The organism is Ochrobactrum sp. C6C9 (genome assembly GCF_022627935.1).
Taxonomy (GTDB): domain Bacteria; phylum Pseudomonadota; class Alphaproteobacteria; order Rhizobiales; family Rhizobiaceae; genus Brucella; species Brucella teleogrylli.
The window spans coordinates 1-20,807 of record NZ_JABXGB010000019.1 but is presented as its reverse complement, the minus strand read 5'-3'; the positions used below and the strand labels follow the sequence as shown (position 1 = coordinate 20,807).

Here is a 20,807-nt window from a genome sequence, read left to right as displayed (position 1 = left end):
ATCGGTTCCATGGGCAACTCAACGCGCCGTGCGCAGGCGTGGATCGATCACCGCATAGGCAATGTCCACGAAAGTGTTGAGTACAACGAAGATGAAGGAAATGATGCAGAGATAGGCTGCCATAACCGGGATATCGAGGAAGGTAACGGCCTGAATGAACAACATGCCCATGCCCGGCCATTGAAACACGGTTTCGGTGATCAGCGCGAAGGCGATCAGCGAACCGACATTCATCGCTGTCATCGTCACAACCGGCATAAGGCAGTTGCGAAGAGCATGACGGAAATAGATACGCCAGCGCGGAATACCGCGGGCACGGGCGAATTTCACGTAGTCCGAACGCAGCACTTCCAACATTTCTGCGCGAACCAGACGCATGACAAGCGTGACTTGATAAAGCGAGAGCGCAATGGCCGGTAGCAAAATCGCGATACGACCGGAATGCGTCAACAATCCCGTGGACCACCAGCCAAGCTGTACGACATCACCCCGTCCGAATGCCGGGAACCAGCCAAGCGTGACCGAAAAAACCAGAATGAGCAGTATACCGACCACAAAACTTGGCAGCGAAACACCGACAATGGAGAGAAACTGCAATCCCTCCGTATACCATTTGCCACGTTTAATTGCTGTTAGCACGCCAAGAGGAAGGCCAAGCAACAACGAGATCAAGGTGGCCACCAGCACCAGTTCCAGTGTTGCCGGAAACCGCTCGGCGATAAGGCCAAGCACATCCTGACCATTGCGATAGGAAATGCCGAAATTGCCCTGAGCGGCGTTCACCACGAACCGGGTATATTGTGTCATCAGGCCATCGTTAAGCCCCAGACGCTCACGCAGATTATCGCGGTCGGCCTGTGTCATCTGTTCGTTGGCCATCATCTCGACGGGGTCGCCCGCCAGACGAAAGATCAAAAAGGCCAGCAAGGCAACAGCCAGCATGACCATGATGGCATTGGCCAGACGCTTGATGATAAAAACCAGCATGTGAATTCCTTGGGAACAGGACGCTCCGGAACGGCGTGCCCCGGAGCGTCTTGATGAGACTATTCGGCAAAATGCGTCAGCCAGTGACGCGGCTTGTTGTCTGGCAACTGGACGATATGATCAATCTTATTCGACATGACCCACGCCATCGGCTGTTGATGCAGCGGCAACATGACGATCTCGTCCTTGACCATTTGCAAGGCCTTTGTCTGCAACGCTAGCCGCTTGCTGCGATCCATCTCCGTGGATGCCTCAATGATCAGCTTGTCGATTTCCGGATAGCTCCAGCCACCCCAGTTGAAAACACCAGCATTGTCTGTCTTGGTTTCAATCATTTGCAACAGAATGGAATAGCTGTCGAGCATGGGCTCTGTCGCCCAGCCTATGATATAGACATCGGCCTTGCCGCCCGTGCGTTTCGGTGCCTGCGCAGCCGTTGGTGCAATATCAAGCTGCGGCTTGAAACCGCCCCGGCTCAGCATGTTCACGAGCCCCTGGCACAGTTCTTCCTCGTTCACATAGGCATCAGTTGTACAAACCAGTGTGAACGGAAAATCCGTGGCGCCAGCCTCGGCCAGAAGCTTCTTGGACAAGGCCGGATCATAGGCCAGAGTGGTATCCAGTTCCGGCGTGTAGCCCGGAATTTCCGGCGCAACCACCGCACCTGCCGTGCGCGACTTGCCGCGCATGATGCGCTTCTGTATCAAATCACGATCAAGCGAATGTGCGAAAGCCTGACGCACACGCAAATCGTTGAATTTATTTTCCGATCCATTATCGAGCTTCGGCTTGCGATTGAAACCCATCATGACCGTACGCAAATCGGTACGTTCCATGACCTTCAGGTCAGGCTGTGCCTGAAGGCGCGGCAAATCCTGCGATGGCGCACTTTCCGTAAAATTGACTTCTCCAGAGAGGAGCGCCGCCACGCGTGTCGCAGCCGAAGTGATCGGATTGAACTCGATGCGGTCGATGTTTGATTTCGACGTTTTGTCCCACCAATCCGGGTTCTTAACCAGAATGGTTTTGGAATCCGGTACGCGGCTTTCCAGCTTGAACGGACCCGTACCATTGGTGTGGTAGGTTGCATAACCTTCAATCTTGGCACCAACGTCAGTCGGCTTTTCCGAATTATTGGTCTTCAGCCAGCCCGCATCGAAGATGTGAATATTGGTGAGGTCGTTGAGGAGCAGCGGATAAGGGCCGCTCAACTCGATATCGATTGTGTAGTCGTCCACTTTCTTTGAGGACTTGTAGGCAGGCAAATTACCACGCAGCGGCGAAACCGGATCGCTCACGCGCTTCAATGAAGCAAGCACATCGTCGGCATTGAAATCAGCGCCATCATGAAACTTGACGCCCTTGCGCAGATGAAAGCGCCAAACCGTCTCGGAAACATTTTCCCAGGATTCAGCAAGGGCAGGCTCGATCTTCAGCTCGGCGTCGTAGCGCACGAGGCCTTCATAGATGTGATTGAGGAAGGACAGTGTATAGCTGTCGCCATAAGAATAGGGATCAAGCGAATAGATATCGCGCGCAGCGCCCCATTTGAGCGTTTCGGCGTGGCCAGCCAAAGTCAGCCCGGCCAGCATTGTGGCCGCGAGGCCAAGTTTTCTTAACATAGATTTTGCTCCGCTTCTGGAAATTTGCGCCTCCTTTTTGGAGGTCTGTTTTCATGCATCGCCGCATCCGTTTCGGTGCTGCGTTTCAGTGTCTGCTCACGCCATGCAGGCGGGTAATACTGATTTCTCCTTTTTTGGGGTGACCTGCCTCCCAGATCACGAAATGGAGTATTGCCAGTCGATATAAGGTTGTCAACGTAATTGTAGACAATTTTTTGGGTTTCAATAACCTATTTGTCGACAACTATGCTCTACAATTGGTCAGGCGCTGCCACATTTCTGAGCAGCAATCAAAGTGCGGCTTTTGAATGAGCGTCGTCGCATCTCCAAATTGTGCGCCACATAAAAAAAGCGCCTCACCAAGGTGAAGCGCTTTTCGGTTTTCTCTTTGCTGGCCTTACTCGGCCATTTGCGTGCGCCAATGACGCGGCTTGTTATCGGCCCGGAAATCCACGCTCTTGACCTTGTCCAGCATGCCCCAAGCGATAGGCTGCTGATGAAGCGGGATCAGAATAGCCTTGTCCTTGGCAACTTTCAGCGCCTGTTCTTCCAGCGCCAAGCGCTTCGCCGTATCCGGCTCCTGCGCCGCTTTTTTCATCAGCTCATCGAGTTCAGGATAAGACCAGCCACCATAGTTGGATACGCCGGTCGAACCGCTGCGCGTAGAAAGCACCTGCGAAAGCAACGAATAGGCATCGAGCGTCGGCTCATTGGCCCAGCTCAGATTGAACATATCGGCCTTGCCATTGGTGCGCTTAGGCTGCTGAACGGCACGCGGCCCCATATCGATGGACGGTTCGAACCCGCCACGTTTCATCATATTGGCGATGCCCGAGCAGATATCTTCCTCGTTGATGCTCTCATCATTCATGCAAAGATAGTTGAAAGTCAGGCCTTTCTGACCAGCATCTTCAAGCAGCTTTTGTGCGAGCTTGGGATCGGCTGGCTGATAAGTGTCGAGCGCTTTCGAATAGCCTGCGATTTCCGGCGCAATCAGCGAACCGGAAGGACGCGCCAGACCGCGCATGATTTTCTTGTTGATGAGATCACGATCGATACTTGCCTCGACGGCCTGACGCACGCGGACATCGAGAAACGGGTTCGGACGCCCATCCTCAAGCTTCTCCTTGCCGTTAAAGCCGATAAACACCGTGCGCAGCTCGGTGCGTTTGTCGACCTTGATGCCCGGCGTCGATTCCAGACGCGGAATATCCTGAATGGGTGCTGAATCGACCAGGTCAATTTCACTAGAGAGAAGCGCCGCAACGCGTGTCGCAGCCGAAGAAATCGGAATGTATTCGATGCGATCCAGATTGTGCTTTTTCTGGTCCCACCATTGATCATTGACGATCAGAACCGTCTTTGAATCAGGTACACGGCTGTCGAGCTTGAACGGGCCCGTGCCGTTGGTGTTATGCGTAGCATAATTCTCGGTCTTGGACGCGATATCGGTCGGCTTTTCGGCGTCATTATCCTTCAACCACTTCGCGTTGAACATGAAAATATTGGTCATGTCATTGAGGAACAGCGCCGACGGTGCCGAAACCTCGATATCCACCGTGGAATCGTCCACTTTCTTGACACCAACATAGAGCGGAATATTGCCGCGCAGAGGTGATGTCGGGTCGGAAACACGGTTCATCGAGGCCACAACGTCATCAGCCGTAAAATCTGCGCCATTGTGGAACTTCACGCCCTTGCGAAGCGTAAAACGCCAGAACTTGTTATCGACGAGCTTCCATTCGGTAGCCAGCGCGGGCTCGATCTCGAAGTTCGGGCCGTAACGGATCAGACCTTCGTAAATGTGGTTCAGGAAAGCCAGATTGGATGTGGATGGAACAGAATCTGGATCGAGCGAGTAGATATCCGCACGACTGCCCCAACGTAACGTAGCCGCGTCGGCAGAACTGGCCAGCGCCGGCGCCGCAATAGCAGCTGCCGTCAAGGCCGATATAAAAAACCTATTTAAACGCGACATGCTTTTCCCCTCATCTATAACGATAAGATTGTTGGACTGAATTTCGTCGCAGTATCTTAATCCATTCTTTTATTGTCAACGATATTGTCGCCAATTAAGTTCAAAAACATCGACACATCGATATGAGACCGCACAGTGTCAAACGCTGTCGTCTTGGACATTTAAAAGGAGAAGATATGACTGGATTGCTGCTGCTTCACGGGACTGTCGTGACAGTCGATAAAACACGGCGGATCATCGAAGATGGAGCTGTAGCAATCGAGAACGACAGAATTGTCGATATTGGCACATCGCAGGAACTCGCTCCTCGCCATACTGACAAGAATGCAATCGACTGCCGTGGGAAGATGCTCATTCCGGGCCTCATCGACGCGCACGGCCACGCTGGTCACGCGCTGATACGCAGCATTGCCGCCGACACCAATTCACTCTGGATGCGGATCGTCACACCAACCTATTATCATTATGTAACCCGCGACTACTGGTACGCCGATGGCCTCGTTTCCGGTCTGGAGCGACTGCGCGCAGGCGTGACAACCTCTGCCAGCATCATCACCTCCATGCCGCGCAGCGACGATCCGGTCTTTGCAGCCAATCACGCGCGCGCCTATTCGGAACTCGGTCTGCGCGAGATCATCTGCGTTGGCCCCGCTGGACTACCCTGGCCGCAATCGGTGACGCGATGGGAGAGCGGCAAGCCTGTGCGTCACACTGTTTCATTCGAAGAAATGATTGAGGGCGCTGAAGCCACCGTCGAAAGCCTTAACGGAACAGCCGAGGGCCGCATTAAGGTTTTTCTGACGCCTTTCACAATCGTCCCTTCGGTCGAGCCTTCTAACGCTTCCACACCGGATTTCGCGGTCAATCTGACGCAGAACGACCGGATGCAAGCGCGTCGTATTCGCGAAACGGCGCGCAAATGGGGTGTGCGCATCCATTCGGATGCCTTTGCCGGGCAAATTCGGATGGCTTATCAAGATAAGGAAAACGCGCTGCTGGGTCCTGACGTGCATTTGCAGCACTGCTGGGGCATCTCTCATGAGGAAATTGATATCCTCGCCGAAACGGGCACCCACGTCACCCATGCGCCGCCCGGACGTTCCACGCCGATTATGCAGATGCTGGCGCGGGGCGTGCCTGTCGCTATTACGTCCGATGGCGCAGCGCCGAGCCGCCATTTCGATATGCTGCAGGTCGCGCGGATCGCGCAATCGACCCAGCATATATTGCACAATCACGACCGATACCTTCTGCCGCCCGGCAAAGTGTTCGAGATGATCACCATCGACGCAGCGCGTGCGATTGGTATGGATCATGAGATCGGTTCTCTTGAAACTGGCAAGAAAGCGGATATCGCGATCATCGATATGCGCAAACCGCATCTGACACCCAATTGGATGCCCGTCCATCGGCTGGTTCATCAGGTTCTTGGCAGCGATGTTGATACCGTCATCGTCGATGGCAAGATTATCATGCAGGACGGCGTGGTCCTAACTGCTGATATGCACGAGGCGCTTGCCTTCGGTGAAGCAGAGGCGCGTGCGCTGGTTGCAAGAGCCGGACTGGACGCCCATATGCACGATGCGGGCTGGGGTCAGTTGCAGCGCACTTTCGAACAGCCGGTCGTACCGCCCTCACCGCCCGAATGTTGAAGGTAGCGGCCTTAATCCGTCAGTCGATAGCGCTTACTGAATAGGTTTCAGCTATCCACAATATTACTCAATGGCGAGCCAAAAGCGCCGTTGAACCCGCGATAGCGCTGATGGCTGCGATTGAGATGTGCCTGCATGGCTTCACGTGCCTGCTCTGCATTCCCGGCACTGATCGCTTCACAAATGGCGCGATGCTCGATGACCGTGTTCTGGATATAATCAGGCGTGATAAGGGAGGGGTTCAGATCCCGCGAAAATGCTGGCTGCGGCAGTATTTTCAGGCTCATGACGCTGAAAAACTCGATAAACGCCAGATTATTGGTTGCCTCCGATATGGACCGGTGGAAAATGAAGTCCAGTTCATCCAGCGCTTCTTCATTTTCAATAGAAGCCTCGAACTGCTTCAGCGCATCCCACATGTTTGCTTCCTGCGCCCATGACCGGCGCTGTGCGGCCAATCCGGCGGCATGGACTTCAAAAGCCATACGCAACTCAAGCAAATCCATAAATGGAAGCGAAAGCCGCGCCAACGGCTCCAGCATGGAATCGTCTGAAACGGGAGATGCTGCCTTTCCGGGATCGCGAATGAATATTCCGACCCCGTGCTTTGCTTCCAACAATCCGTCAGAGCGCAGAGCCGCCACAGCTTCCCGGATAACCGTGCGGCTGACACCAAGCTTGTCCCCAAGTTCGACAAGGGTCGGCAACTTGTCGCCGACCTGAAGCGTACCGTCACCGATCAGTGTCTTGAGGCTCTCAATCGTTCGCGCAGTCAGTGTTTTCAATATGAGCCTACCCCGGTGAAAATATCGTCTTTCCATGGTGATACGCGGTAAGCACGCTCAAGACAAGATACTATCATTATATCAGTGATAATATCACTTAAAATCACGCTTCGCTGTGCCACTCAATCTGGTGCCCCGTGGAGCGCCTAACAGGCACTATCGGAACAAAATGCCTCGACAAAAGTAGATATTCAGCCACTTAGCCCAGCCCTCTGAATTCGTTCAAAGATTGGTCAACATGCTGTTTTCCATATCGTAATGTCCAGTATCAATCGCTTTTTTACCAAAATAGACGCCCGAGATTCATTCTTGACAAGTGATATTATTTCAGCAAACCTAACATCACAACAAGACGCCATGTGATATTATCACTACGCAGTTGCAGGTAGTTCCATGCTACAGCAATTGCAGAACAGGCGAACAAAAACAGGGGAATTCGAGATGGGAATCGTTTCTTCCAGACTGGCGGAGTTGGGCCTTGCCCTGCCCAGTGTGACGGCCCCGAGCGGAACCTATGTTCCGTTTCGGTTGAGTGGAAGCACACTCTACATTTCCGGACAGGTGCCGCGCGTCAATGGCGTTGACCGTTATCTGGGCGTCGTCGGCGACACTATGGATATAGCGGAGGCGTATCAGGCAGCGCGTGTCTGCGCGCTCAATCTTCTGGCACGCGCCTCAATGGCCGTTGATGGCGATCTCGACCGCATTTCAGCCTGTTTGCAGGTGCGCGGCTTTGTAAATGCCGTGCCCAGCTTCAAAGACCATCCCGCCGTTATCGATGGCGCCTCCGATCTTCTGGTCGAAGTTCTCGGAGAGAAAGGCCGACATGCCCGCACGGCATTGGGAGCAGGCTCTCTGCCACGCGGATTTGCTGTCGAAGTCGACGCCATTTTTGAAGTTCAGCCCTGAGCGGGCAATTTCCGTTCTGCCTACACATATGAAGCGAGAGATAGATGTCTGAACAAGCCATCACGATGAGCGCGGTCAATAAATGGTATGGCCAGCTTCACGTACTCAAGAATGTGGATCTACACGTGAATCGGGGCGAGCATATCGTTCTGTGCGGCCCTTCCGGTTCGGGTAAATCAACGCTTATTCGCTGTATCAATCATCTTGAAGAGATTCAGGACGGCACCATCGATGTGAATGGAACAAGACTGGGCAACAAAGGGGCCAATGTCGATCATATCCGGCGCGACGTCGGCATGGTGTTTCAACAGTTCAACCTTTTCCCCCATATGACCGTACTCGAAAACTGTATGCTGGCGCCGCGCCGCGTGCATAAGGCTTCAACAGCCGAGGCCAAAGAAAAGGCCATGCATTTTCTCAAGCGGGTGCATATCGCCGAACAGGCCAACAAATATCCAGCCCAGCTTTCCGGAGGTCAGCAGCAGCGAGTGGCCATTGCTCGCGCGCTTTGCATGGGGCCAAAGATCATGCTGTTCGATGAACCCACATCAGCGCTTGATCCTGAAATGGTGAAAGAAGTTCTCGATACCATGATCTCGCTTGCGGACGACGGTATCACGATGATCTGCGTAACACATGAAATGGGTTTTGCGCGCGCCGTTGCGCACCGTGTCATCTTCATGGATCGCGGGGAGATTATCGAAAGCGCCCCTCCTGCAGAGTTTTTCGGCAATCCCAAGCACGAACGCGCCAAGGCATTTCTGGGCCAGATCCTCAATCACTAACCACAAAGGGGAACCAGACGAAATAACGGGAGCTTGCCAATGCAATATAGTTTCGACATGGGGCCGGTTCTGGCGGCCTGGCCGCTGCTGCTAAGCGGCGCATTACAAACCCTAAAGATATCCTCCATCTCGATGGCGCTTGGTTTGATGCTCGGCATTGTCTTTATGTTGATGCGCATGAGCTCGATACGAACCGTATCCCGGGTGGCATTTGCCTATATCGAATTGATCCGCAACACGCCGTTTCTGGTGCAGGTATTTTTCATCTTCTTCGGAATGCCTTCCCTTGGCGTCACCTTGACAGCCACACAGGCGGCAATTCTCGCCATGACGCTCAACTGCGCAGCTTATGCAGCCGAAATCGTGCGCGGTGGGGTGGAGTCCATCAAGAAGGGGCAGGTGGAAGCAGGACGGGCGCTTGGTCTTCACACACTTGAAGTCTATCGCTTCATCATCTTTCGGCCAGCCATTCGCGCGGTTTACCCAGCGCTTTGCAGCCAGTTCATTTTGATGATGCTCAATTCCAGCCTGGTGGCTTCAGTTTCCGCGGAAGAACTCACCTATGTCGGTCAAATGATCGATTCCGAGACATTCCGCAGCTTCGAAGTCTATTTCGCAATCGGCGTTATCTATCTCGCGCTTTCGCAGTCCTTTTCCCTTGTTCTCCAACTCATTGGCAGAACTTACTTTTCCTATCCGACGAAGTGAGGCAGACCGATGATACGCAGTTTCGGCTTTGCAGAATTCTTGTTCATTCTTGAAGGGGCTCGCTGGACAGTAATCCTGTCACTCCTCGCTTTCGTCTTCGGTGGTGCCTGTGGTCTCATCGTGGCCCTTGGACGCACCAGCAACAAGAAATGGCTTCGCTATTTCATGGCGACATATATCCAGATCTTTCAGGGTACACCGCTGCTGATCCAGCTTTTCTTCGTCTATTTCGGCCTGCCGTTGCTCGGCATTCGTGTCGACGTATGGGTCGCGCTGATCATCGGTCTTTCACTCCATACCAGTGCGTTTCTCGGTGAAATCTGGCGGGGCAGCATCGAGGCCGTATCGGCAGGGCAGGATGAAGCGGCTCGCGCGCTTGGTATCGGCTATATCCGCCGCATGTCGGATGTCGTGCTTCCCCAAGCCTTTCGCATCGGCCTGCCCGCAACGATTGGCTTCCTCGTCAATCTGATCAAAGGCACCGCCCTTGCGGCTCTGCTCGGCCTGACCGAACTCACACGCTCGGGGCAGCTGATGGCCAACATCACTTTCGAGCCACTCAAAGTCTACGGCGCTGTCGGTCTTGTCTACTTCGTGATCTGCATTCCGCTCACCTATTACAGCGCCCGGATTGAAAAGCGGATGAATGCATCCCGTTGAATAACAATAAAACAACCAGAGGTAAGGACATGTTCAATTCTAGTTTCGCTCGTTCCAAAGCTTCACTCGGCTTCGCGCTCGGCCTGCTCGCGTCCGTGTGCATCGCCACAGCAGCTGGCGCCGCTACGCCCGAGGAAATCAAGGCCAAGGGCACCGTTACCATCGGCGTGCAGATGGACCAGTTTCCATGGGGCTTTATCGATGAGAACGGCAAAAATGGAGGCTATGACGTCGATGTTGCTGACCTGATCGCAAAGGAACTGGGCGTTCAGATCAAGTTCGAGCGCATTACCGGTCAGAACCGTATTCCGCTTCTCACCAATGGCATGGTCGATTTTCTCGTTCCATCTATGACCATCACGCCAGAGCGTGCCAAGGTCATTCAATTCGCCATTCCCTATTCCTCCAATGACATCACTGTCTGGGGCAAGAACGACGTTGATATTAAGGGCAATGATGATCTGGGTAAATACATCATCGGCGTCAATCGCGGCAGCGTTTTCGAGCCGGTCCTGAAAAAGGTCGCGCCCGCCAACACGCAGATCAAGCGCTTCGATGATGATGCGACTACCGTGCAGGCGCTCCTGTCGGGTCAGGTCGATGCCATTCTGGGCAGCGTGACCTACGGGCTGGTGATCGACAAAACTGGCAACAGCGGCAACTACGGTCGCAAATACAAAGTCGCTGACAATTTCCAGGCAATGGCGGTACGCAAAGGCGATCAGGAAATGCTCGACTATCTAAATGATTTTGTCACGCGCCACACGGCGGACGGTTCACTCGACGGTCTTTACAAAAAGTGGATCGGTGTGGATCGCGCAAAGCTGCCGACCACTCTTGATGGAGTTGACTTCACCGGCAAGAACTAACCACAGACTGACTGGTGGACGTTTGAACGTTCCGAGTTAACCGAGACACCGCAAACAACATTTATGAACCGGCAGGCACCGCCTGCCGGTACGAGGAAACACGTGCCTGAACCGTGGCCTTCCAGCCCGGCCCCGCACTTAACGCATAGAATCTGATCTTGGGAGTTAGGCAAGACATGACGATAAATGGCAAACTGATCAGGGTTGGCGTCGACATTGGCGGAACCTTCACCGATGTGGCGATGGAGGTTGGTTCGACACTGCACTCAACCAAGGTTCTGACCGATTACGCGTTTCCTGAAAATGCAATTGTCAAAGCCATTCGCGAGGTAGCGGAAAAGGCTGGGATAGCGCTGAACCAGATCGATACGGTGATCCATGGCACCACTCTTGCGACAAACGCTCTGATCGAGCGTCGCGGTGCAAAAACGGCGCTCGTCACGACCAAAGGCTTTCGCGACGTGATCGAAATGCGCACCGAAAGCCGCTTCGAACAATATGATCTTGATATTGTCCTCCCGGCCCCGTTGGTCAACCGTAGCGACCGGTTCGTCCTTGATGAGCGCATGGGCGCAAGCGGCGAAGCGCTTAAGCCTCTGGATGAGAGCGAGATGGAAGCGCTTTGTGATCGCATCGTTGCGCAAGGCTATGAGAGTATCGCTGTCGGCTTCATCCACTCCTATCTCAATGGCGAACATGAGCGCCGTTTCCGCGACAGACTGCTGGCCAGAAAGCCTGATCTTTCCGTATCGATTTCGTCGGAAGTCTCGCCGCAGATGCGTGAGTTTCAACGCTTCAATACCGTCTGTGCCAATGCCTATGTCAAACCTTTGATGGCGTCTTACCTCAATCGTCTGGTAGGCCGTCTTCACGATGAAGGGCTTGTTGCACCGGTCTTTATGATCCACTCGGGCGGCGGCATTATCAGTGTCGAAAGTGCCATTGAGTTTCCCGTTCGCCTGCTTGAATCGGGTCCGGCGGGCGGCGCGATTTTCGCAGCCCATATCGCAGCCAATCACAAGCTTGATCAGGTCGTGTCCTACGATATGGGCGGCACTACCGCAAAAATCTGCCTGATTGAACAGCAGACGCCGAAAACGTCGAAGACCTTCGAAGTGGCGCGTACCTATCGCTTCAAGAAGGGCAGCGGCATGCCAATCTCTATCCCGGTCATCGAAATGGTTGAGATTGGCGCAGGCGGCGGTTCGATTGCAACCGTCGATTCCATGCGTCAGATCCGCGTCGGTCCTCATAGCGCAGGCTCCGAACCGGGACCGGCTTGCTACGACCGCGGCGGTGTCAACCCAACCGTAACCGACGCCGATGTTATCCTTGGTCGCCTCGATCCCGACAGCTTTGCTGGTGGGTCGATGAAACTGTCGCGCTCGGCATCCGAAAACGCCATGGATGCAGATATTGGCAGCAAGCTGGGTTCAGATATCGCAACCTCGGCTTATGGTCTTAGCGAAGTTGTCGATGAGAACATGAGCAACGCCGCGCGTATGCATGCGGTGGAAAACGGCAAGGAACTTTCCGAGTTCACCATGATCGCCTTTGGCGGCGCGGCCCCAGTTCATGCCGCGCGGCTTTGCGAAAAGCTTGGTGTCAATGATCTGCTGATCCCGCCTGGCGCCGGTGTCGGCTCTGCAATCGGCTTCCTGCGTGCGCCTTTTGGTTTTGAATCGGTCCGCAGCGCTTATAGCCGCATCAGCCGCTTCGACGCCAATGCGATCAATACTGTGATTGCCGAGCTGGTGAAGGAAGCAACCTCCTTCGTGCGCTCGGGCGCACCCAGCGCCAATCCTTCACTCGAATGCACCGCTTATATGCGCTACGTTGGTCAGGGATGGGAAGTGCCGGTCACCATCGAAGTTCGTGATTATACTCAAGCGGATGCCTCACTTTTCAGCTCGCTTTTTGATGAGTGCTATGAACGCTTCTTCGGTCGCGTAATCGATGGGCTGGATGTCGAAATTGTCAGCTGGTCGCTGCGCGCCAGTGCAGATGCTGCGGTACCAACCCCCGCCAAACCTGTCACGAAACACTCAACCGCAACAATATCCGGCAAGCGCAAGGTGTTCGACGTTCTCGAAGAACGTTTCCTTGACGCAAGCGTGGTTGATCGCAGCGATATGAAGCCGGGTGACTGGATCGCCGGGCCAGCCGTCATCACAGAACGCGAGACATCGACCATCGTGACCTCAAGCCGCGAAGCGATCATGCAGGCCGATGGTTGCCTGTTGCTGCGCGCCAAGGCTGCCTGAAGGAGTTTACCCATGTCAGTGAAACCTATTTCCGATGTCCACATGCAGATCATGTGGAACCGCCTGATCTCGGTCGTCGAAGAACAGGCCGTAACGCTCATTCGTACAGCCTTCAGCACCAGTGTGCGTGAATCCGGCGATCTTTCAGCTGGCGTGTTCAATCGCGCCGGGCAAATGATCGCGCAGGCCGTGACCGGCACGCCCGGACATGTGAATGCGATGGCGGAAGCGGTTGGCCATTTCATCAACGATATCGGGCGCGAGAATATCTTCGAAGGTGATGTCTACATCACCAACGACCCGTGGAAAGGCACCGGTCACCTGCACGATTTCACCGTCGTATCACCAAGCTTTCGCGATGGCGCGCTGACAGGCTTTTTCGCTTGCACCGCCCATGTGGTGGATGTGGGCGGACGTGGTTTTGGCCCCGATGCCAACGAAGTTTATGAGGAAGGCATCTTTGTACCGATCATGAAATTCGCGGCACGCGGGGTGGTCAACAAGGATCTCGTGAACATTTTGCGCAACAATGTTCGCGAAAGCCATCAGGTCGTCGGCGACGTCTATTCCCTCGCCGCCTGCAACGAAATCGGGCATCGCCGCTTGATGGATATGATGGATGAGTTCCAGCTCGACGATCTGGAAGGGCTGGCCGAATTTATCTTCAAACGCAGCTATGATGCAACGCTTGAAAAGCTGGCGGCATTGCCGCACGGCACTTATTCCAACGTGATGCGGGTTGACGGTTACGGCGATCCTATCGATATCGCGGTGCGTATCGATGTCTATGCCGATCACATACTTGCGGACTTCAACGGCACATCTGCGCCTAGCCCCAAAGGCATCAATTGTCCGCTGATCTATTCGGCTGCCTATGCCTGTTACGGCCTGAAATGCTCGATTGCACCGGAAATACCGAACAATCATGCATCGCTTCTCCCCTTCAAGGTGATTGCGCCGAAGGATTGTATCTTGAACGCGCAGCACCCTGCCCCCGTTTCCGTCCGCCACGTGCTCGGCCATCTGGTGCCCGATGCAGTGCTTGGTGCTGTCCATAAGATGCTGCCCGGTCGAGTACCGGCGGAAGGCTCAGGCGCGCTTTGGAACCTTCATGTTAGTGCGCGTCCGCTTTCCGGCGACAAGGCCCCAAAAGATGGCGGCCAGCGAGCCGAGGTTCTTCTGTTCAACAGCGGTGGAGCTGGTGCCCGCTCCCATATCGACGGGCTGAGCGCCACCGCTTTTCCAAGCGGTGTTCATTCGATGTCCATCGAGGCGACGGAACATGTCGGTCCGGTTATTTTCTGGCGCAAGGAATTGCGCGACGGTTCCGGCGGCGCCGGAAAATTCCGTGGCGGGCTTGGTCAGGTTGTCGAGATTGCGCCGACTGACGGACATGAGATCTACTTCAATGCCATGTTTGATCGCATTAAACACCCGCCGCGCGGGCGTGAAGGTGGCGAGAACGGCGCACCGGGCGCCGTCCTGCTCGATGATGGTTCGGTGCTCAACGCCAAGGGCCGGCAGCATGTCCCAGCAGGACGCAGGCTGATCCTGCAATTGCCGGGCGGCGGCGGCTATGGCGCTGCAGATGAACGTTGCCCGGATGCCAAGCAGCGCGACAGAGAATTCGATTATGTCGTGAATGGTTGACCAGCAGATCCTGTCAGAAGCCGCCTTTAGGGCGGCTTCTCCTTTTCCCGACCCACAAACAAGAGCATTGTAATGCAATATGAAAATAGAAGATCGGCGGGCATCCAGTCATCGCCGAGCATGGCTGTTTCGATGGCCGCCAAAAAGCTGCGTGCCGAGGGGCGAGACATTATCGATTTGTCGCTGGGCGAGCCGGATTTTGAACCGCCGCGCCATGTTCTCGATGCTGCCTGCACAGCGGTCAATGCCGGCGGTGTTCGTTACGGAGCAGCAGCCGGAACCGAAGCGCTTCGCGCCGCGATTATCGCCAAGTTCAAGCGCGACAACGGTCTAGATTTTTCACAGGAAGAGCTGACCGTCGCCAATGGCGCAAAACAGATCTTGTTCGATGCGTTCCTCGCCACGCTCGAACCGGGCGACGAAGTGGTTATCCCCACACCTTGCTGGGTTTCTTACGGCGATATCGTTTCCTTGCATGGCGGCACGCCGGTCTATGTTGAATGCGGGCAGCAAGATGATTTCAAACTGACGGTCCAACATCTTGAGAAATCCATCACCCCACGCACGCGCTGGCTGATGCTGAACTCACCATCCAATCCCACCGGCGCGATCTACAGCGCTGCGGAATATCAGGCGCTCGCGACAGCGCTGGAAAAACACCCCGGTATTCTCATCCTTTCCGATGAGATTTACGAGCACATCTTGCTAAGCGACCATCCCTTCGTTTCCTTCGGCAGCGTCTGCCCGCAATTGCGGGAACGAACTCTCATCGTCAACGGCGTCTCGAAAGCCTACGCGATGACGGGCTGGCGAGTTGGCTATGCAGCAGGTCCAAAGGCGCTCATTGCAGCAATCAACAAGATGCAGTCGCAAAGCGTCACATCCGTTTGCAGCATTGCGCAGGCGGCCGCAAAAGCCGCACTCGATGGCGACCAGAGCTTTGTGCACGAAGCGGCACAGACTTTTCGTCTTCGCGCCGAGCTTGTCACAGCCCATCTGTCGGAAATACCCAATATCGACTTCCGCCAGCCGGACGGCGCATTTTATGCCTTCATCGGTGTCACCAAACTGATTGGCAAAACAACGCCAACGGGCGTGACCTTGAAAAGCGACACTGATGTTGCGGGATATCTGCTCAATGATTTTGGCGTATCCAGCGTGCCTGGTATCGCTTTTGGCGCGCCCGGCTTCATCCGCTTGTCAATTGCCGCTTCTGAAGCAGAACTGACCAAGGCCTGTGAACGCCTGAAAGAAATGGCCGCGTCACTGTAAACGCGGCCTTTATTGCGTCTTATAAAGAAACCGCGGGTGATGGACCCGCGGTTTTTCCTTTTGATCGTTCAAGCCGCTTCTTTGCGGCTGTACTTACCGATGAGCGCTTCGAGAAGGACTTCTTCCTCTCTGGTCAGATCGCAAAGCGGAGAACGAACCTTCCCGGCTTTGAAGCCCTGAAGACGCACGCCTGCCTTGATGGCAGCCACCGCATACCCCTTCTGCCGGTTACGGATTGCCATGAACGGATAGAAGAACTCGTTGAGAATACGCTCGCATGTGGCGCGTTCCCCCGCCCTCAGCGCACGATAGAATTCCACCGCCAGACCAGGAACGAAATTGAATACGGCTGAAGAATAGGTCGTGAACCCGGCACCGAGATAGGCTTCGGCGAAGAGTTCCGCCGTCGGCATTCCGCCCAGATAGGTCAGGCGATCTCCCATCTTGGCCGTAATCTGGCGAACGAGCCCGATATCGCCCACACCATCCTTGAAACCGACAAGATTGGGGCACTCATCACACAAGCGAGCCAGCGTGTCGGCCTGAAGAACAGCATTATCACGATTATAGACCATGACGCCGATGCCAATCGACTGGCAGATACGCTTGACATGTTCGTAAAGACCCTGCTGAGGCGCATCGATCAGATAATGTGGCAGAAGCAATATGCCGTCCGCTCCAGCCTTTTCAGCCGACTTGGCAATTTCAATCGCCATTTCCGTCCCATAGCCGCAGCCCGAAACAATCGCTGTGCCACTGTTGCCAACGGCCTCCTTTGCCGCAGAAACGATGGTCGGAATTTCACTCGGGCGCAGAGAAAAGAACTCTCCGGTGCCGCCGGCGGCGAACAACACCGGTGCATCGAAGCCCGAAAGCCATTCTACATGGGCTTTATAGCTTTCCGGCGCAAACTGCCCCTCGGCATCGAAATGCGTTACCGGGAAGGAGAGCAAGCCTGCTCCAAGCTTTTCCTTGATCTGCTGCGGTTCCATATGTTGACCCCTTTTTTGATGTCTGCATATGACCTAGCGCATTCAGATATTATATGTCAACAACTTATATTATAAGTTAGAGCGAACTTGCCTGAGAATGCTGCGGTATCGCATCTGACTCCCCTTCAAGTGCCGCCGCATTGCCGACCGTGCAGCCTCTTCGTCACCATTGGAAATGGCCTCGATGATCTGGGAGTGCTCCTCATGAATACGCGCGATATAATCGGCAGAATTTGTATCTGACTGGGACTGTAAAGCCGCACGCGGAATAACACCGCTGCCGATCATCGTCAGGAACTCGCGAAAGCGAGGATTGTTGGCCGCATCAGCAATCGCCAGATGCAACGCGAAATCCGCCTCCGCTGTCGGTTGCCCAGCTTCCAGGCAGGTGACTACTTGCCGGTGGCAGTTGATGATAGCCTCTTCCTGTTGGGGAGAGCGACGCAGCGCTGCAAGTCCTGCAGCCTCTACTTCTACGCCTGTGCGCAGCTCGAGCAGCTCGATGACCGATGAAACCCGGTCATAATCTAGGTTGTGAAATGGCAGAGTTTCCGCTGATTGCGCCTCAAGCACAAAAACCCCGGCTCCCTGCCGGGCCTCGACGAGCCCGTCGGCTCGCAGGGCAGCCACCGCCTCGCGAATAACCGTGCGGCTGACCCCATAGGCTTCGGTCAGCTTCGCTTCGCTGGGCAGTTTCATTCCCGGTTTGAACTCACCGGACTGGATCAGTTTTTTCAGCTCGCCACTGACTTTGACAACAAGATTGCCCGCAGTGCGGGCGGAAATTTCATTGCTTCTTGTTGCCATCATCGCGGTCCTGCACATTGTTTTCCGTACTCCTGTGGTAGCAGGCCCGTGGAGTGCTCACAAGTCAGGTGATACGAGTTATCAGTGTTATCGTCTATTTCGTCAAAACTTGTATGATGAATTTGGGGCGCCTCATGAAAACGCCGATCTGCGTGAAACAGACCGGCGTTTTGGTTTCAAAAGGCAGCGTTGGCTCAAGGCCAAGCCGCACTAGATCATTTCTTGGATTTGAATTCCTTTTGATAGACTTCGTCAGCCATCGTCCGCAATGCGCGCCCGATGGCTGCATATTCATACTCGTTGAGATTGGCTAGAGATGCGCGGCCAGCCGGCTGCTGCGTACCAAAGCCTGTGCCCGGCAAGAGAACGATACCGGTTTCGTCGGCGATCCGGAACAAGAGCTCAGTCGGCGATATGTTCTTCTTGACCCATGCAGCAAACTCGTCGCCATAGAGTCGGCCCGCGATGTCTTCCAGATCGAGAAGTGTGTAATAATCCACTTCATTGACGTCGCTCTGCGGTTCCAGTCCAAGCTCGCGATACAATGCAGCCTCGCGATTGCGGATCAGTTTCTTCAACTCTGCCTTGTAGGCATCCTTTTCATCCATCAGACCGAATAGGGAAAACAGAACCATCTGGACCTGCTGCGGTGTAGAAAGACCCGCAGTGTGGTTGAGGGCGACTGTGCGGCTATCGGCGACAAGACGGTCGATGAATTTCAGTTTTGAAACATTGGGCACCAGCGATGAATAGCGCTGATCCAGTTCCTTCCTGGCCGATCCCGACAAATCCTTCAGCTTTGCGTCCAGCACGTTGTCCTTCTGCATCGCGATTGCGCCGAGGCGCCAGCCCGTTGCGCCGAAATATTTCGAGAACGAGTAAACCAGCATGGTGTTGTATGGGCATATTGCGAAGATCGATTTGAAATCATCGGCAAATGTGCCGTACACATCGTCGGTCAGGATAATGAGATCAGGACGCTTTTCCTTGACGATCTTGGCGATCTGCTCCAGCCCGCGCTGATCCATTTTAACCGAAGGTGGATTGCTGGGGTTAATCAGGAAGAAGACCTTGACCGATTTGTCGAGCAGCTTGTTCAGCTCGGCTTCGGGATATTGCCAACCCTGTTTCGGGTCCGCGTTGATGTGCACTTCTTTCAGCCGATAATTGTTGAGTTCTGGAATTTCGATATAAGGCGTGAAGGCGGGCATACCGATTGCAACCGTGTCGCCTTCGGCAAGAATTTTGTTCTGCTTCAATGTGTCGAAAATGTAGGTCATGGCGGCCGTTCCGCCCTCGACCGCAAACAGATCGAGTTTATCGGAGCTCATATAGCCGCCGATCATTTCGCGGACGAGATAATGCTTCACTATCTCTTCGCTGATTTTCAGCATACGCGGCGGCACCGGATAGTTACAGCCGAGAATGCCTTCCACCATTTCATGAAGATATTCGGATGGAGAAAGGCCCAGCTGGTCACGGACGTAGGAAAGCGACCGTCCCAGAAACTGGACGCCCGGCTGATCGCTATGGTCGGAAATAAAGCGCTGAAACCGCCCTTCGATACCCTCGATCTTGGGAAGTCCGCCGACGCCCGTCGAGAGATAGGAATAAGATAGCTCGGCTTCTGCGACAGCGAACAGGCCCAGACGCAGGAAAGCCCGGCGGGGCAAGGTGGCCAGAAAATTCGGATTGCCACGACCCGCATTCAGCATGGCATGGTTTGCTTTGCTGGAGGCAAGTTCGATCAGCGCGTCCTTTAGCTCAAACGGGCTCAGCTTCGCATATTTGCTATATTCATTCTTCGCCATGATCTATTCCTCAGGAAAACGCGACTACCAGTGGCCCGAGCAAGGTCAGGAACACGTTGGCAAGTGCATAGGTGATTGCGAATGGAGTGGTTGGTATCGAGTTGCCGGCCTTATCCAGAATTTCGCCAAAGGCAGGATTTGCGCTGCGCGAACCAGACAGCGCACCGGCGAAAACGGCTACGTTGTCATATTTGAGAACATAGCGCCCAAATAGCATGGTGATGATGAGCGGGAGAATGGTCACCACCACACCAATCAGGAAGATCGACAGACCGCTGCTGACGATCGTTTGAACCGCCTGTAACCCCGACTGGAGACCGACAACGGCGACGAAACCGGCAAGACCGAGATCGCGCAGAAGGGTCGAAGCCGCCGTTGGCATATTGCCGATTGCCATATTGCGGCTGCGGTACCAGCCAAACAACAGGCCCGACAACAGAGCGCCGCCGCCACTTCCCAGTGTCAGCGGGATCGACCCAAACCGAATGACGGCAAGGCCAATCAAAAGGCCAACAGCAATTCCAAGGCCGTGGAAGACAAAATCCGTCTTGTCGCTGACGACGATAACCGGCCCGATTGAGCTTGAAACACGCTGCAAGTCCTGGTCCGTTCCGTAAAGAGAAACGACATCGCCAGCCGCGATAACGGTATCGGGCTTGAGCGGCAGTGGTTTATCGGCCCGCTTGACACCAATCACATAAATACCGTGACGGAGGTCGGCACTTATATGTTGTTTGATATCGGTAACCGACTTTCCGACGAATTCGGGCGCTGTGATGGTCACATCGCGAATAGCGACGATGACATCCATACCATCGGATGATTGTAGTTCGGAACCAAGCTCATTGCCCAATGTGACAACGCCGGTGCGGCGTCCGACAATCAATATGATATCATTGGTTTCGAGCTTGAGATCCGGTGCAACACCGATGATCTTGTTTGCACGTTTGACGCGTTCAATCGTGATGGAATTGTCTATAGAGGTGGCTCGGTTTGTTTGAACAGTTTCGGGCGTTTCGCTAAGTGGATTTCCGCCTCGATTATGCCGCCACCATC

General features: G+C 54.4%; 17 protein-coding genes. 9 read left to right on the top strand and 8 right to left on the bottom strand.

Annotated elements, in window-relative coordinates; all coding sequences use genetic code 11:
• Positions 1-18: 18 nt before the first annotated feature.
• From HWD97_RS15715 to HWD97_RS15705, 3 genes are all read right to left on the bottom strand, one after another.
• Positions 19-987, bottom strand: a complete 969-nt coding sequence (locus HWD97_RS15715) for an ABC transporter permease (protein WP_078337171.1) — start codon at positions 985-987, stop codon at positions 19-21.
• A 59-nt stretch (positions 988-1,046) separates the two neighbouring features.
• The gene (locus HWD97_RS15710; RefSeq protein WP_109366035.1) at positions 1,047-2,609 is read right to left on the bottom strand and encodes an ABC transporter substrate-binding protein; all 1,563 of its coding nucleotides are present in this window, start codon (positions 2,607-2,609) and stop codon (positions 1,047-1,049) included.
• A 397-nt stretch (positions 2,610-3,006) separates the two neighbouring features.
• Complete coding sequence (locus HWD97_RS15705) at positions 3,007-4,587, bottom strand: ABC transporter substrate-binding protein (protein WP_109366036.1); 1,581 nt, start codon at positions 4,585-4,587, stop codon at positions 3,007-3,009.
• A 176-nt stretch (positions 4,588-4,763) separates the two neighbouring features.
• On the opposite strand from HWD97_RS15705, the gene HWD97_RS15700 reads away from it, so the two are divergent.
• Positions 4,764-6,239 carry an amidohydrolase family protein gene (locus HWD97_RS15700; RefSeq protein ID WP_319080242.1) on the top strand — a complete coding sequence of 492 codons (1,476 nt, stop codon included), beginning with the start codon at positions 4,764-4,766 and terminating at the stop codon, positions 6,237-6,239.
• A 47-nt stretch (positions 6,240-6,286) separates the two neighbouring features.
• Here HWD97_RS15700 and HWD97_RS15695 read toward each other — a convergent pair whose 3' ends face one another.
• A complete protein-coding gene (locus HWD97_RS15695) occupies positions 6,287-7,024 on the bottom strand; it encodes a FadR/GntR family transcriptional regulator (protein WP_109366038.1) in 738 nt (245 codons plus the stop codon).
• A gap of 441 nt (positions 7,025-7,465) precedes the next feature.
• On the opposite strand from HWD97_RS15695, the gene HWD97_RS15690 reads away from it, so the two are divergent.
• The 8 genes from HWD97_RS15690 to HWD97_RS15655 all read left to right on the top strand — a co-directional run bounded on the left by HWD97_RS15690 (position 7,466) and on the right by HWD97_RS15655 (position 16,141).
• Positions 7,466-7,933 (top strand): RidA family protein, encoded by a 468-nt coding sequence (locus HWD97_RS15690; RefSeq protein ID WP_109366039.1) that lies wholly within the window; start codon positions 7,466-7,468, stop codon positions 7,931-7,933.
• A 44-nt stretch (positions 7,934-7,977) separates the two neighbouring features.
• Positions 7,978-8,718, top strand: a complete 741-nt coding sequence (locus HWD97_RS15685; protein WP_109366040.1) for an amino acid ABC transporter ATP-binding protein — start codon at positions 7,978-7,980, stop codon at positions 8,716-8,718.
• 39 nt (positions 8,719-8,757) lie between these two features.
• Complete coding sequence (locus tag HWD97_RS15680) at positions 8,758-9,426, top strand: amino acid ABC transporter permease (RefSeq protein WP_371835228.1); 669 nt, start codon at positions 8,758-8,760, stop codon at positions 9,424-9,426.
• Between the two features lie 9 nt (positions 9,427-9,435).
• Positions 9,436-10,086, top strand: a complete 651-nt coding sequence (locus tag HWD97_RS15675; protein WP_109366042.1) for an amino acid ABC transporter permease — start codon at positions 9,436-9,438, stop codon at positions 10,084-10,086.
• A gap of 29 nt (positions 10,087-10,115) precedes the next feature.
• Positions 10,116-10,955, top strand: a complete 840-nt coding sequence (locus tag HWD97_RS15670; RefSeq protein WP_109366043.1) for a transporter substrate-binding domain-containing protein — start codon at positions 10,116-10,118, stop codon at positions 10,953-10,955.
• Between the two features lie 176 nt (positions 10,956-11,131).
• Positions 11,132-13,219, top strand: coding sequence for a hydantoinase/oxoprolinase family protein (locus tag HWD97_RS15665; protein WP_109366044.1), 2,088 nt, complete (start codon positions 11,132-11,134; stop codon positions 13,217-13,219).
• A gap of 12 nt (positions 13,220-13,231) precedes the next feature.
• Entirely contained in the window at positions 13,232-14,869 is a 1,638-nt protein-coding gene (locus HWD97_RS15660) for a hydantoinase B/oxoprolinase family protein (RefSeq protein ID WP_319080243.1), read from the top strand.
• 72 nt (positions 14,870-14,941) lie between these two features.
• Positions 14,942-16,141 (top strand): pyridoxal phosphate-dependent aminotransferase, encoded by a 1,200-nt coding sequence (locus HWD97_RS15655; RefSeq protein WP_371835227.1) that lies wholly within the window; start codon positions 14,942-14,944, stop codon positions 16,139-16,141.
• Positions 16,142-16,209: 68 nt separating this feature from the next.
• Here HWD97_RS15655 and kdgD read toward each other — a convergent pair whose 3' ends face one another.
• The 4 genes from kdgD to HWD97_RS15635 form a co-directional block, all read right to left on the bottom strand.
• Entirely contained in the window at positions 16,210-17,133 is a 924-nt protein-coding gene (gene kdgD / locus HWD97_RS15650) for a 5-dehydro-4-deoxyglucarate dehydratase (protein WP_109366047.1), read from the bottom strand.
• A 69-nt stretch (positions 17,134-17,202) separates the two neighbouring features.
• The gene (locus HWD97_RS15645) at positions 17,203-17,943 is read right to left on the bottom strand and encodes a FadR/GntR family transcriptional regulator (RefSeq protein WP_371831079.1); all 741 of its coding nucleotides are present in this window, start codon (positions 17,941-17,943) and stop codon (positions 17,203-17,205) included.
• A gap of 212 nt (positions 17,944-18,155) precedes the next feature.
• Positions 18,156-19,751, bottom strand: coding sequence for a bifunctional aspartate transaminase/aspartate 4-decarboxylase (locus HWD97_RS15640; protein WP_109366048.1), 1,596 nt, complete (start codon positions 19,749-19,751; stop codon positions 18,156-18,158).
• Between the two features lie 10 nt (positions 19,752-19,761).
• On the bottom strand, positions 19,762-20,807 hold a 1,046-nt coding region (locus tag HWD97_RS15635; RefSeq protein WP_371835226.1), incomplete at its 5' end, for a TrkA C-terminal domain-containing protein.